Source organism: uncultured Bacteroides sp., assembly GCF_910586915.1.
Classification (GTDB): domain Bacteria; phylum Bacteroidota; class Bacteroidia; order Bacteroidales; family Bacteroidaceae; genus Bacteroides.
Map to the genome: position 1 here is coordinate 16,566 of NZ_CAJULN010000012.1, position 15,168 is coordinate 31,733.

Here is a 15,168-nt window from a genome sequence, read left to right on the forward strand (position 1 = left end):
GATACATCTTTTTTAAAGTTTGGTCACTTTAAATAAAGATATTATTGGGCAGGTATGGAAACCTTCTTAAAATTTTATTTCAACCATTTGTAAACAGGCTCTAAATCGAACTGACGTTAATATATCTGAGTACATCACGTTATACGTTCCTATTCACCGCCTGCTCCAACTGCTTCAACGCCCGCTCCAATATAGCACGCGGACAAGCAATATTCAAACGCATGAAGCCTTCGCCCTCTTTGCCGAACGTAGCTCCATCGTTCAACGCCAAATGAGCCTCTTCTACAAAAAGACGATTCAACTCCTCCTGATTCAACCCCAATTCGCGGCAGTCCAAAAAGATGAGATACGAAGCCTGCGGACGAATCATCCTGATGGCAGGGATATGCTCTTTCAGATAGCTTTCGGTGAAGTCCACATTTTCTTTGATATAGGCAAGCACCTGGTCGAGCCATTCCGTACCGTGACTGTAAGCAGCCGCTACACTCAGGTACGCAAACAGATGTCCTTCATTGAACTCGCTTGCTTCCATATATGTATGAAAGCGGTGACGAAGTTCCTCGTTTTCGATGATTACATAAGAACTGGCCAACCCCGGCATATTGAACGCCTTGCTCGGAGACATAAAGACAAGCGAGTTCATGCGTGCCTTTTCCGAAATAAGAGCAAACGTAGAATGCTTGTATGGCGGCAAGGTCAAGTCGGCATGAATCTCGTCGGAAATGACTAATGTACCGCTTTCATGGCAGATATCGGCTATTTGAGTCAGCTCCTCTTTGGTCCATACACGTCCGCCCGGATTGTGGGGATTGCTTAAGACGAGCAGTTTGCAACCTTGAACATCTTGGCGGAAACGGGCGAAATCAATCTGATATTGCCCGTCTTTCAGCACCAACGGACTGAATACGGCTTCGCGCTCATTCTTTTGAGTCACCAGGAAGAAGGGATGATAGACAGGCGGCATCACCATGGCCTTGTCTCCTTTCTGCGTAAAACAGTGAATGGCAAAAGCCAATCCGCGGACAATACCGGGAGTAAATGTCAACATTTCCGGACGTACCGTCCATCCGTGGCGCGTCCGTAACCAGCCGACAATGGATTCCGCCCATTTCTTGCAGGCAAAAGTATATCCGAGCACTTCATGTTCCAACCGTTTCTTCAAGGCGGCTATTACAAAGGGGGCTGTGCGGAAATCCATATCGGCTACCCACATCGGAATCAAGTCCTTGCGTCCCCAACGACCTTCCACGCCGTCCCACTTGACGGAGTCGGTACCGTTACGGTCTATTATTTCATCAAAATTATAGTTCATACTGTACGATGTTGTTATGTTATGTGAGACAAAAGTAGTACTTTTGTATTCAATTCAACAAGGAATTTATGACGAAAGCTTTATTTTTTGATATAGACGGAACGCTGGTCAGTTTTGAAACTCACCACATTCCGGCTTCCACCATCGAAGCACTGGAAGCCGCTCATGCGAAAGGGCACAGAATATTCATCGCTACCGGACGCCCGAAAGCCATCATCAACAACCTTTCCGAACTGCAAGACCGGAATCTTATAGATGGCTATATCACCATGAACGGGGCTTACTGTTTTGTCGGCGAACAGGTGATTTACAAAAGTGCCATCCCCCAGAAGGAAGTAAAAGCAATGGCGGCTTTTTGCGAAAAGAAGGGAGTGCCTTGCATCTTTGTGGAAGAACATCACATATCGGTCTGCCAGCCGGACGAGATGGTAAAGAAGATATTCTATGATTTCCTCCACGTAGACGAAATCCCCACTGTCTCCTTTGAAGAAGCCACCGGCAGGGAGATTCTACAAATGACACCTTTCATCACGGAGGAAGAAGAAAAGGAAATCTGCCCCTCCATCCCCACTTGCGAGATAGGCCGGTGGTATCCGTCTTTTGCAGACGTAACCGCCAAAGGGGATACAAAGCAAAAAGGAATTGACGAAATCATCCGCCACTTTAACATCAGCCTGGAAGATACGATGTCATTCGGAGATGGAGGAAATGACATCAGTATGCTGCGCCATGCCGCTATCGGAGTAGCGATGGGACAGGCAAAAGATGACGTGAAAGCTGCCGCCGACTACGTAACGGCTTCGGTCGATGAAGACGGTATCAGCAAAGCGATGAAGCATTTCGGAATCATTGAATAAAAGAAACCACCGCATTTACGCGCATGAACGTAGACACCAACAACGCTGAGTTTCAGGATGCCCTGAACCTGATTCAATACACACGCCAATCCGTCTTTCTCACCGGCAAGGCGGGTACGGGGAAATCGACATTCCTGCGCTACGTCTGCGAACATACTAAAAAGAAACACGTCGTACTCGCTCCGACGGGGATTGCCGCAATCAATGCCGGAGGAAGTACGATGCACAGTTTCTTCAAACTCCCTTTCTACCCGTTGTTGCCCGACGACCCGAACCTCAGTCTGCAACGGGGGCGCATCCATGAGTTTTTTAAATACACCAAGCCCCACCGGAAGCTGTTGGAACAGATAGAACTGGTGATTATTGACGAGATTTCAATGGTGCGGGCGGATATCATTGATGCCATCGACCGCATCTTGCGTGTATATTCACACAACTTGCGCGAACCGTTCGGCGGGAAGCAGTTGTTGCTGGTAGGCGATGTATTCCAGTTGGAACCTGTCGTAAAGAATGATGAACGTGATATATTGAACCGCTTCTATCCCACTTCCTACTTTTTCTCCGCACGTGTATTCAGCCAAATCGATTTGGTGTCTATCGAACTGCAAAAGGTTTACCGACAGACCGACCCTGTCTTTGTCGGTGTACTCGACCATATCCGTACCAATACTGCCGGAGCTGCGGATTTGCAACTGCTGAACACCCGATACGGAACGCAGATTGAAGCATCGGAAGCGGATATGTACATCACGCTCGCTACCCGCAGAGATACGGTAGACGCTATCAACGAAAAGAAACTGGCAGAGCTTCCGGGAGAACCGGTGACTTTTGAGGGAGTCATCGAAGGAGACTTCCCCGAAAGCAGCCTGCCTACCTCACAAGAACTGGTGCTAAAACCCGGCGCACAGATTATCTTTATCAAGAACGATTTCGACCGTCGCTGGGTGAATGGCACGATTGGCGTCATTGCCGGTATTGACGAGGAAGAGGAAACAATATACGTCGTCACCGACGACGGAAAAGAGTGCGACGTAAAACGGGATTCATGGCGCAACATCCGTTATCGTTACAACGAAAAGACGAAGGAAATTGAGGAGGAGGTATTGGGCAGTTTCACGCAATATCCCATTCGCCTGGCGTGGGCAATTACTGTTCACAAAAGCCAGGGACTGACCTTCAATCGGGTGGTCATCGACTTCACGGGCGGAGTATTTGCCGGCGGACAAGCGTATGTAGCACTCAGCCGATGCACTTCGCTCAATGGTATCCAGCTCAAGAAACCGATTAACAGGGCTGATGTTTTCGTCCGTCCCGAAATTGTGAACTTTGCAGGACGTTTCAATAACCGGCAAGCCATCGACAAGGCTTTGAAACAGGCACAGGCTGATGTGCAATATGCAGCCGCCGCACGTGCTTTCGACAAAGGAGACATGGAAGAGTGTCTGGAACAGTTTTTCCGTGCCATCCATTCCCGCTACGACATCGAAAAGCCTGTCCCCCGTCGCCTGCTCCGCCGCAAACTTGGTGTTATCAACACCTTGAGAGAACAGAACAGGCAACTCAAGAAACTGATGCAAGAACAGCAGGAACGGTTGCGCCAATACGCGCATGAGTATCTGTTGATGGGAAACGAATGTATCACTCAAGCACACGACGCACGTGCTGCCCTTGCCAATTATGACAAAGCACTCAGCCTCGACCCGAACTACGTAGAGGCTTGGATACGAAAAGGAATCACCCTCTTTAACAACCAATCTTATTTTGATGCGGAGAACTGCTTCAATACGGCTGTCAATCTTCATCCGGCAAACTTCAAGGCTGTTTACAACCGGGGGAAACTCCGACTAAAAACAGAAAACACGGAAGGGGCTATTGCCGACTTAGACAAAGCGACAAGTCTCAAACCGGAACATCCCAGTGCACACGAACTGTTCGGCGATGCCCTGTTGAAAGCAGGAAAAGAGATAGAAGCAGCCTTGCAATGGAGAATTGCGGAAGAACTGAGGAAGAAAAAATAGTTGCCTCACTCTGCAAACGCAGCATTGATTCTTTCTTTGGGGTTCCTTTTTCTTTCATCTTGATACGAAAGAAAAAGAACTCTCTGCTCCAATTTATCAAAAAGTTTTATTAGTTTTGCTCGCTATTATTCGTCAAACTCTTAAAATAGAAGCAAATGAAAAAAGGTTTGAAAATCACAGCTATCACCATAGGAGTAATTCTCATAGTGATGTTACTTCTCCCCTTCGCCTTCCAGGACAAGATAGCCGGTATTGTAAAGACGGAAGGCAACAAGATGCTGAATGCGCAGTTCGACTTCAAGAAACTCAACATCAGTTTGTTCCGCAACTTTCCGCAGGCTTCTGTCACTCTCGAGGATTTCTGGCTGAAAGGTACGGGAGAATTTGCAAACGATACGCTCGTGCAAGCCGGAGAAGTGACTGCCGCCATCAATCTATTATCACTTTTCGGAGACAGCGGCTACGACATTTCCAAAATCTTCATCGAAGATACCAAACTGCACGCCATCGTATTGCCGGACGGCCAAGCCAACTGGGATATTATGAAACCGGACACAACCGCAACCGACGAAACACCTGCCGACGAGGAATCGTCTCCTTTTAAAGTGAAACTGCAACGTTTCGTCATCAAAAACATGAACTTGCTTTACGACGACCGACAAGGAAAGATGTATGCCGATATCCGCGACTTCAACGCCGCCTGTGCCGGAGACTTAGGAAGCGAGCGCACGACCTTGAAATTAGAAGCGGAAACCAAATCGTTGACTTACAAGATGAACGGGATTCCTTTTCTGGTAAATGCCAATATCTCCGTAAAGATGGATGTAGACGCCGACCTTGCTAACAATAAATATACATTAAAAGACAATACGATTCGTCTCAATGCCATCCAAGCTGGTATCGACGGTTGGGTAGCCTTGAAAGACCCGGCTATCGACATGGATTTGAAACTCAATACCAATGATATCAGTTTCAAGGAAATCCTGTCGTTGATTCCTGCCATCTATGCAACCGAGTTTTCCAGCCTGAAAACCGACGGAACAGCCACCCTTACCGCCACAGCCAAAGGCGTACTACAAGGAGACACCGTTCCTGCATTCAATATGGCTATGCAAGTGAAAAACGCCATGTTCCGCTATCCCGATTTACCGACGGGGGTAGACCAAATCAATATCAGTGCCAACGTTCAGAATCCAGGTGGAAGCATTGACTTGACTACCGTTGAGATTCATCCGTTCAGCTTCCGACTGGCAAACAATCCGTTCAGTCTCACCGCTCATGTAAAGACTCCAATCAGCGACCCGGATTTTAAAGCCGAAGCGAAAGGTATTCTCAACTTGGGTATGATTAAGCAGGTATATCCGCTTGGAGACATGGAGTTGAACGGCACAATCGACGCCGATATGCAGATGTCGGGACGCCTCTCCTACATTGAGCAGGAGCAGTATGAACGTATGCAGGCTTCGGGCACCATCGGGCTGACAGATATGAAGCTGAAAATGAAAGATATGCCCGATGTAGAAATCAAGAAGTCACTTTTCACCTTCACACCGAAATATCTCCAGTTGAGCGAGACAACAGTCAACATCGGCAAGAACGATATCACTGCCGACAGCCGGTTTGAAAACTACATCGGTTATGCGCTGAAAGGTACTACTTTGAAAGGAACACTGAATGTACGTTCCAGTCATTTCAATTTGAACGATTTCATAACTGCTTCGGCAGGCGAAACCGCTACACCGGATGCAGCAGTAGTTACCGACTCTGTCGCAACTTCTGCCGGAATTGTCGAAGTACCGCGCAACATCGACTTCCAAATGGATGCCAATCTGCAACAAGTATTGTTCGATAAAATGTCTTTCAACAATATGAACGGCAAACTTGTTGTAAAAGACGGCAAAGTGGATATGAAGAACTTGTCCATGAATACGATGGGAGGAAACGTGGTGATGAACGGATATTACTCTACCGCCAACGTAAAGAAACCGGAACTGAAAGCCGGATTCAACCTGACGAATATCGGATTTGCACAGGCTTACAAGGAGATGGATATGGTACAGAAGATGGCTCCAATCTTTGAAAACCTGAAAGGCAACTTCTCAGGAAGCATCCATGTATTGACTGATTTGGATGCTACCATGAGTCCTGTATTGAACACTATGCAGGGTGATGGTAGCCTTTCGACCCGCGACCTCAGTTTGAGCGGAGTAAAAGCAATCGACCAAATCGCCGATGCCGTGAAGCAACCGGGCTTGAAAGATATGAAAGTGAAAGATATGACATTGGACTTTACCATCAAGGACGGACGGGTGGAAACGAAACCTTTCGACATCAAGATGGGAGACTACAACCTGAATCTTTCCGGTAGCACGGGACTTGACCAAACCATTGATTACGCAGGAAAAATCAAGTTGCCTGCATCTGCGGGAAACATCTCCAAACTGATGACTCTCGACTTGAAAATCGGTGGCTCGTTCACTTCTCCCAAAGTCAGTGTCGACACCAAAAGTATGGCAAACCAGGCTGTGGAAGCCGTAGCCGATAAAGCTATCGGCAAACTCGGTCAGAAACTCGGTTTGGATTCTGCCGCTACTGCCAACAAAGATTCAATCAAGCAGAAGGTTACGGAAAAAGCCGCTGAAAAGGCACTGGATTTTCTCTAGAAGAAACTTAAATAAAGAATCAAAAAAGGAAGGAGAAGAAGTTATGCTTCTGAAACTGTATAACAAAAATAACAATCCGCAGGACTTACAACGCGTAGTCGATATCCTGAATGACGGCGGACTTATCATCTACCCCACCGATACGATGTATGCCATCGGTTGCCACGGTCTGAAAGAGCGTGCAATAGAACGGATATGCCGAATCAAAGAGATAGACCCGCGAAAGAACAACCTGTCCATCATCTGTTATGACTTGAGCAGCATCAGCGAATATGCCAAAGTAGACAATAGTATATTCAAACTGATGAAGCACAACCTTCCGGGAGCATTCACCTTCATCCTCAACGGCACCAACCGGCTGCCCAAAATTTTCCGTAACCGCAAAGAAGTGGGTATCCGTATGCCAGACAACCATATTATCCGTGAGATTGCCCGGTTGCTCGATGCCCCCATCATGACGACCACACTGCCGCATGAAGAACAGGAGGATTTGGAATACATGACCGACCCCGAACTTATAGACGAAAAGTTCGGCAATATTGTAGACTTGGTCATTGACGGGGGAATCGGAGGTATAGAACCTTCAACCATCGTAAAATGTACGGAAGGCGAACCGGAGGTCGTGCGTCAAGGGAAAGGATGGCTGAAAGAATAGTAAAAAAACGGGCTGCAGTCCATAGTGGATTGCAGCCCGTTTTTTATCATGTTTCACTTCTTTCCGATGCTTACTTAAGCAATGATTCCGGTTCCAAGTGAGCAGATTCGATATCTTTAAAGTAGCGGTAAGTACCCACTTTCAGTTCTACAGTAGCAGCATCGTCACAAACAATGATACCTTTTTCGTGCATCTGCAAAGCACTGATGGTCCACATCTGAGTGATAGCACCTTCCACTGCGTGATACAAAGCACGTGCCTTGTTATGACCGTTTACAATAATCATTACTTCTTTGGCAGAAAGTACGGTACCCACACCTACTGTCAATGAAGTCTTGGGGACTTTGTTGATATCGTTGTCAAAGAAACGGGAATTGGCAATGATTGTATCCATTGTCAATGTCTTTTGGCGCGTGCGTGAAGTCAGTGAAGAACCCGGTTCGTTGAATGCGATATGTCCGTCGGGACCGATACCACCCATAAACAAATCAATACCGCCGTAAGACTTAATCTTTTCTTCATAACGTGCACATTCTGCATCCAGGTCGGGAGCATTGCCGTTGAGGATATTTGTGTTCTCCGGCTTGATGTCAATATGGCTGAAGAAGTTGTTCCACATAAAAGAATAATAGCTTTCGGGATGTTCTTTCGGCAATCCTACGTATTCGTCCATGTTGAATGTCACTACATTTTGGAAGGAAACGATTCCTTTCTTATTTAAGTCAATCAACGCTTTGTACATAGCCAGAGGAGAAGAACCTGTAGGGCAACCCAATACAAATGGTTTTTCCGGAGTCGGATTAGCAGCCTTTATTTTTGCAGCAACATAATGTGCAGCCCACTGAGATACGGACTGATAGTCCGGTTGAATAATTAATCTCATAAGTCGATTGTTTTATAGGTTAGTAATATATAAAATCTTTATTTACTTGTTTTAGCGGTCTTTCTTCAAGCGGTCTGCCATTGCACGCGCCAGGTTTTCGCATTGAGTATAGGTGATGTCCTTCATTGCCTGTTTCATCTCTACAGGGTCACCTACCAACTCTAACTTGCTCTTTTCCGCAAACTCCGCCATACGTTTCACGGCAGCACCCGCCCATGTAAACGAACCGAAGTATCCCAAATAGCGGCCTTTCACCTCACGCAACAGAATCTTTGAAAGCAACGCTTCCACTTCCGGAAAAATCTGGTTACTGTAAGTGGGCGAACCGATAATCAGCCCTTTGTAACGGAAGATATCGGCAATGATATAGGAAGGATGGCTCTTCGTCACGTTGTGCATGACGATGTTCCTGATGCCCTGTGCCGAAAGTTCCGCAGCGATAGCCTCAGCCATCTGCTCCGTGTTTCCATACATACTTCCATAAGCGATAACTACTCCCTCCTCTGCCTCATAACGGCTCAAACGGTCATAAACATCTATCACTTTGGCAATATGCTCCGTCCATACCGGACCATGCGTAGAACAGATGACTGAAACAGGAAGTCCGCCGAGTTTCTGCAATGCTTTCTGCACAGGACTTCCATACTTGCCGACGATATTTGAATAGTAACGCACCATTTCTCCCCAGTACTTATCCACATTAATGCGGGTATCCAAGAAACCTCCGTCGAGCGTACCGAAACATCCGAATGCGTCGCCGGAGAAAAGAATCCCGTCCGTTTCGTCGAATGTCATCATCGTTTCAGGCCAGTGCACCATCGGAGTCATATAGAAACGCAGTTTGTGATGTCCCAGGGCAAGAAAATCTCCGTCCTTCACCACATACTGTTCGCCGGTGACACCGTAAAAGCCTTCAATCATGCCGAATGTCTGTTTATTGCCTACAATGACGATGTCCGGATAATGTTGTTTAATCAGTCGGATAGAGCCGGAATGGTCAGGCTCCATATGATTTATAATCAGATAATTAATGGGACGTTCTCCAATTACTTGCTTAATCTTGCGCAAGTAGACTTCAAAATAACAGATATCTACCGTATCCACCAACGCCACCATTTCATCATCAATCAGATAAGAGTTATATGAAACTCCGTAAGGCAATGGCCACATCGCTTCAAACCTGTGCTTGTTGCGGTCATTCACTCCTACATAGTGGACATTTCCTTTAATTCTTGTTTTATGTTCCATTCTTTAAGTTGTATTAAGAAATCTCTCTCACTATCCGATGTTCATCAAATAGTAAACTTATCATCTGCAAAAATAATCCTTTTTTCCGAATCCCTATACTTCTTGCCTTGATAAGCACTCCTTTCTTTCATTCTTTTTTGTAAACGTGCCACAAATTCATAATTTTTCAGTCCCCAATCCGGAGCTATTAATAAATCTTTGGGAGATTGGGAGACAAAGCGTTCCACCACAATGTCGGGACGGAGATGTTCGATATAGTCAATCACCCGGTCAATGTACTCGTCAACTTCCGTAAAGAGATGAAAATCGGCCGGGTGCTCTGCATATTCGTGAGCCATGCGCGTGCCGCGAATCAGTTGTAGCTGATGAATCTTAAGTGTACTTAAAGGCAACTCCGAAAGTAATTCCGCCTGCTCCACCATCGTGTCGCGCGTTTCTCCCGGAAGCCCGAGGATGATATGTCCGCCCGTCAGGATGCCACAATCCGCCGTCCGTTCTACCGCTTCGACAGTATCCGCATAAGTGTGTCCTCTGTTGATGCGTTGCAAAATATCGTCGCGCGTACTCTCTATTCCGTATTCCACCATCAGAAAAGTATGCTTGTTCAACTCTTCCAAATAGCGCAGCAGTCCTTCAGGCATACAATCCGGCCGCGTTCCTATCACTAAGCCTACCACTCCATCTACTTCCAACGCCTCCTCGTACTTACGCTTCAACCCTTCCAATTCTGCATAAGTATTGGTATAGGCTTGGAAATAAGCCAAATATTTTATATCCGGATATTTACGGGCAAAAAAGTTCTTTCCCTCTTCCAGTTGGTCGGTAATGGATTTCTCTGTGCGGCAATAATCCGGATTGAAAGTCTGGTTGTTGCAATAGGTGCATCCCCCCCAGCCTTTCGTTCCATCGCGGTTGGGACAGGTAAAACCTGCATTCAGGGAGATTTTCTGTACTTTATAAGGAAAATGCTTGCGCAAGAAAGTAGCGAAATCATTATATAAAAAAGAAGTTGACATATTCATTCTGTTCGTTCGTTATTGAATCCACAAACATAATAAAAATCAACGAGGTAAAAAAAGATGCCACAAAATATCTTCAACATATTAAAATAATCATAAAGTGCATAAGATAATTTAATAAATATGGTAATTAGAAAATATTTTTAATTAGATTTGCTCAGATTTTAGGCATTGACGGGAGGATACTTGTGAAAGTCTTGTGCAATTCATTCCCCAAATGATTTCATCTCACCATACCCCATGCAACTCTCGTCATAAATTATCCTCTTTATATTCCAATCGGACTATAAAGAGGATTTTTCTTTTATTACAGCCAAAGCCTCCGGTATGATTCGCAGTACTGGAATCAAGTTTTAATTTCAAATTCTTTTTTTTCTCAGGGGCGGAATAAAGCGGTCAACGTTTTATGTCCAACAGTTTGTTTCCATCTTCTACGGGATTCCAGCCGTCATCTCCCGTCAGGACAGTTCTTATATCATATCCTTTCAGATTCTTCAACTGACGGGAGAAAGCGACACGTGCTTTTGGATTGGCCCCCTCGCCACGGCTCTTATATTCAGCATAAAAGACGGTTTTCTCGTTCTCTTTTTTGCCCCAGTTATCCCATCCTTCGGGAAGAATATGCCTGCCCAGTTCGCAACGGATAAATACAGCTTGTGCATACGGACGCCACGGACGGGAAAGATATACTTTTGCGACTTCCGGTTCGGCGGTAAACTTGCAGTCGTAGAAAAGATAGCCGTATTTTTTTCCCTTGTCGGTAGAAGGAGCCGTCACATAGCCGTCGCGCTTGCTGTGAATATGGCAACGGTGGAAAACAGCAGCCGACCAGCCGAAGATGAAATCGACGGTTCCTTCGATATAGCACTCTTCGTAGTATTGGCGGCTTTGCCGGCCGTAAGTGTAAAGTGTATCCTGAAAACCCAAGAAGCGACAGTTCTTGAAAAAGGCACGGTCGGCAGAAACAAAACAGGCGACGGCTTGTCCTACGGGACCGGATGAATTTTCGAACGTGATGTTTTCCGCATAAAAGTCCGGAGCATAAATGTAGCAGGAGGCTGAGCCGGAAGTTCCCGTGTTTTCACCAAACCTGTTTTTCTTATTGGCGAAATCATCGTAAGTAAGCACCGCGCCGTCTTCGCCTATCAAGGAGATGTTGATTTTGCTTTCGGGAATGATTATCTTTTCCTTGTAAGTGCCTTTACGGACGAGAATCGTGGTACGGATATTTTTGCGGAAGTCAGGAACGGCGTTTACGGCTGCCTGCACGGTTGAGAAATCACCGCTGCCGTCTTGGGCTACGACATAATCGTAGTGAGGGCGGTGTTTGGTTTGTCCGGGAGTCACATCCGACTTGTCTACACGAAAAGCCGAACAAAGGATAAAGACGACTGCCAATAACAAAAGAAACGTATTTCTATCTTCTTTAATCTGTTGCATATCAACGATATAATTGTTTATGATTATCCGCCTGTTTTTCCGCTCCATATGACCGATTTACAGCGCATATAGCTCCTATTTCCACCGCATATATGTCCTACACGCAACATATATATATCCAATGTCCAGCGCATATATGTCCTGCACGCAGGAGATATATGCGCTGTAACAAGCTGATTATTAAGGTGTAATTCCGTCATTGGGCAGGTAGGGGAAAATAGGGGATAATCGTTTGATTGTTTTCGAGTTAATGATTCTATTTATAAGGATACCAATTGCTGTTTTCTTTGAAGATATTCTCCGGTGTGTACCTGAGCGCCTCCTTTGGGGTAAGCTGTCTTGCCCATGCGACACGTCCCGACGTATCCGCACCCGCGCCTGTATTTCCGAATTCGGCGTAACGGGTTGTCTTCTCATTCGCCGGATTCTTCCAGTTGTGCCATCCTTCGGGACGGATATGGCTGCCGAACTGGCAATGAATGAACACCGTGGCGGCATAAGGACGCCACGGGCGACCCAAATATACCTTTTTCACTCCCGGGGCAGCCGTCAGCGTGCAGTTTTTAAAGACATAACCGAACGCTTCGTTTGCAGGAGTCGAAGAGGCGGTGATGTACGAATCGCGTTTGCTATGCAGTTCGCAATATTCAAAAAGTGCCGTAGATGGTCCGAAAATAAAGTCGGTAGTGCCCTCTATATAGCAGTGGGTAAATAACAGGCGGGTCCCTTCCGCTCCGGTATATACAGTATCCTGATTGCCGAGAAAACGGCAATTCACAAACATCAGACGGTCGCCCTCGGTGTGAAGCGCCACTGCCTGCCCCAAAGGAGCCGCATTGTTCTCAACCGTCAGGTTCTTGAAGGTGATGTCACTGCCTTCCACCTTTACGGTATAGGTGCGGAAGGTTCCCATTTTACGGATATTGGCATGGTCGTCGTGTGTGATGATTGTCTTTTCGGCACTTTCGCCCACCAAGTGCACGTTTTTCAGCCAAGAGGGAACCACCAGTTTCTCTTTGTATGTGCCGTTTTTGATATAGATGGTCACCGTGTAGTCCATAAAGGCGCGGACTGCTTCGAGTGCTTCCTGAATGTTGCGGTAATCTCCTGTTCCGTCGCGGGCCACTACCAACGTATCTTTACGTTGGGGTTGCTGCGAGGGCTGCAAGCGTTCGTATGACAAGAATGATTCGGGATAATTTCCTGCCTCACCGCTCTCGCCGGGCGACAGGCAGCATCGGTCGGTTGTCGGTTCTTGGTGTTTCTCCGTTCGAACGGCAAGATGCTCCCGGAGAGTAAACGGAAGAGTGATTGCAACCGAGAGAAATATTACAAAAAAATTAGAAAAAAGGAGGCGGCTCATGCTGCGTTATTTTAAGGATTGAACATACGATTGTTTTACGCTACGAAAGTAGTGCTTTTCGGCCAAAAGCGGTGGGATTTTTTAATCAAGTAAGTGTACTTTTCGTTTTTCGTGCACGGAAACGAGCAATTTTGTGCACGCAAACGTCAAAAATATCCATTTTTGATGCAATATCTGATAAATTAAGAGTTTCGTTTTGGAAGAAAGCGGAAAAGGTCGTACTTTTGGCACGGTTTACAACTAATACCCTTTAAAGGAAACACAGTTATTCATCATTTAAACAGAGAAAAAACAGAACAGAATGGAAGACGTATTCAAGTACATTATCGGTCTTGGGGCGGCAGTGATGATGCCGGTCATTTTCACAATTTTAGGAGTATGTATTGGTATTAAATTCTCAAAAGCGCTGAAAAGCGGTTTGTTAGTAGGTGTCGGTTTCGTCGGCCTGTCGGTAGTGACAGCGTTACTCACCAGCAGTTTAGGACCTGCGCTGAGCAAAATGGTAGAAATCTACGGATTGGAACTGGGTATTTTCGATATGGGCTGGCCCTCTGCCGCAGCAGTAGCCTACAACACCTCCGTCGGTGCTTTTATCATTCCGGTCTGTTTAGGAGTCAACCTGATTATGTTGCTCACCAAGACAACTCGTACTGTCAACATCGACCTTTGGAACTACTGGCACTTCGCATTTATCGGTGCCATCGTTTACTTTGCTTCGGACAGCATTCTCTGGGGGTTCTTCGCGGCTATCGTCTGCTACATCATCACGTTGGTAATGGCCGATATGACTGCTCCCGCTTTTCAGAAGTTCTACGATAAAATGGACGGTATTTCCATTCCCCAACCGTTCTGCCAAAGTTTTGTTCCGTTTGCCATTGTCATCAACAGACTACTTGATATGATTCCGGGATTCGACAAACTGAATATCGACTCGGAAGGAATGAAGAAGAAATTCGGCCTGATGGGCGAACCGTTGTTCTTGGGTATCGTCATCGGATGCTGCATCGGTGCATTGGGTTGCGGAAGCTGGAAGGAAGTGGTAGACAGCATTCCTGCAATCTTGAGTTTAGGTATCAAGATGGGGGCGGTAATGGAGTTGATTCCGCGCATCACCGGACTCTTCATCGAAGGGTTGAAGCCCATCTCTGACGCTACCCGCGAACTTATCGCCAAGAAATACAAAAACAGCACGGGACTCAGCATCGGTATGAGTCCGGCACTGGTTATCGGACACCCGACCACATTGGTGGTTTCGCTGCTTCTGATTCCTGTCACTATCTTCCTTGCCGTTATCCTGCCGGGCAACCGCTTTCTGCCATTGGCGTCGCTGGCGGGTATGTTCTATCTGTTCCCGATGATTCTGCCCATCACGAAAGGCAACGTGGTGAAATCATTCATCATCGGACTGGTGGCTTTAATCGTAGGCCTGTATTTTGTCACCGGACTTGCCGGATTCTTCACACTGGCAGCCAAAGACGTATATGCCGCTACGGGCGATGCAACCGTGAATATCCCTGCCGGTTTCGAAGGTGGTGCGCTCGACTTTGCTTCCAGCCTTTTCTGCTGGGCCATCTTCCATCTGACTTACAGCATCAAGATTGTCGGCCTTGCCATCCTCGTGGTTCTTGCACTCGGAATGGCTGTCTACAACCGTATCCGCATGACCAAAAACGATGCAAAGCGTGCAGCGAAAGAAGAAGAGAAATAATA

The 15,168-nt window shown here is 46.5% G+C and carries 10 protein-coding genes and 1 pseudogene; 5 read left to right on the forward strand and 6 right to left on the reverse strand.

What is annotated here, in order from left to right; translation table 11 throughout:
• Positions 1 to 139 precede the first annotated feature (139 nt).
• On the reverse strand, positions 140 to 1,312 hold the full coding sequence (locus QZ331_RS06560) for a PatB family C-S lyase (protein ID WP_294629128.1): 1,173 nt from the start codon (positions 1,310 to 1,312) through the stop codon (positions 140 to 142).
• 68 nt (positions 1,313 to 1,380) lie between these two features.
• On the opposite strand from QZ331_RS06560, the gene QZ331_RS06565 reads away from it, so the two are divergent.
• The 4 genes from QZ331_RS06565 (at position 1,381) to QZ331_RS06580 (ending at position 7,505) form a co-directional block, all read left to right on the forward strand.
• The gene (locus QZ331_RS06565) at positions 1,381 to 2,169 is read left to right on the forward strand and encodes a Cof-type HAD-IIB family hydrolase (RefSeq protein ID WP_294629130.1); all 789 of its coding nucleotides are present in this window, start codon (positions 1,381 to 1,383) and stop codon (positions 2,167 to 2,169) included.
• A gap of 23 nt (positions 2,170 to 2,192) precedes the next feature.
• Positions 2,193 to 4,187, forward strand: a complete 1,995-nt coding sequence (locus QZ331_RS06570; protein WP_294629132.1) for an AAA family ATPase — start codon at positions 2,193 to 2,195, stop codon at positions 4,185 to 4,187.
• A gap of 155 nt (positions 4,188 to 4,342) precedes the next feature.
• Positions 4,343 to 6,850, forward strand: coding sequence for an AsmA-like C-terminal region-containing protein (locus tag QZ331_RS06575; RefSeq protein ID WP_294629134.1), 2,508 nt, complete (start codon positions 4,343 to 4,345; stop codon positions 6,848 to 6,850).
• 43 nt (positions 6,851 to 6,893) lie between these two features.
• Positions 6,894 to 7,505, forward strand: coding sequence for an L-threonylcarbamoyladenylate synthase (locus QZ331_RS06580; protein WP_294629136.1), 612 nt, complete (start codon positions 6,894 to 6,896; stop codon positions 7,503 to 7,505).
• A 70-nt stretch (positions 7,506 to 7,575) separates the two neighbouring features.
• On the opposite strand, the gene nagB is transcribed toward QZ331_RS06580, so the two are convergent.
• The 5 genes and pseudogenes from nagB to QZ331_RS06605 form a co-directional block, all read right to left on the reverse strand.
• Complete coding sequence (gene nagB, locus QZ331_RS06585; RefSeq protein WP_294629138.1) at positions 7,576 to 8,388, reverse strand: glucosamine-6-phosphate deaminase; 813 nt, start codon at positions 8,386 to 8,388, stop codon at positions 7,576 to 7,578.
• Positions 8,389 to 8,439: 51 nt separating this feature from the next.
• Positions 8,440 to 9,636, reverse strand: a complete 1,197-nt coding sequence (locus QZ331_RS06590; RefSeq protein WP_294629140.1) for an FprA family A-type flavoprotein — start codon at positions 9,634 to 9,636, stop codon at positions 8,440 to 8,442.
• A 44-nt stretch (positions 9,637 to 9,680) separates the two neighbouring features.
• On the reverse strand, positions 9,681 to 10,658 hold the full coding sequence (locus QZ331_RS06595) for a TIGR01212 family radical SAM protein (protein WP_294629142.1): 978 nt from the start codon (positions 10,656 to 10,658) through the stop codon (positions 9,681 to 9,683).
• Between the two features lie 393 nt (positions 10,659 to 11,051).
• Positions 11,052 to 11,969: pseudogene (locus tag QZ331_RS06600) on the reverse strand (pectinesterase family protein); the annotation flags it as partial.
• Between the two features lie 382 nt (positions 11,970 to 12,351).
• The gene (locus QZ331_RS06605; protein ID WP_294629143.1) at positions 12,352 to 13,458 is read right to left on the reverse strand and encodes a pectinesterase family protein; all 1,107 of its coding nucleotides are present in this window, start codon (positions 13,456 to 13,458) and stop codon (positions 12,352 to 12,354) included.
• 301 nt (positions 13,459 to 13,759) lie between these two features.
• Between QZ331_RS06605 and QZ331_RS06610 the strand changes: the two genes are divergently transcribed.
• Positions 13,760 to 15,166 (forward strand): PTS transporter subunit IIC, encoded by a 1,407-nt coding sequence (locus tag QZ331_RS06610; RefSeq protein WP_294629144.1) that lies wholly within the window; start codon positions 13,760 to 13,762, stop codon positions 15,164 to 15,166.
• The last annotated feature ends 2 nt before the right edge of the window (positions 15,167 to 15,168 follow it).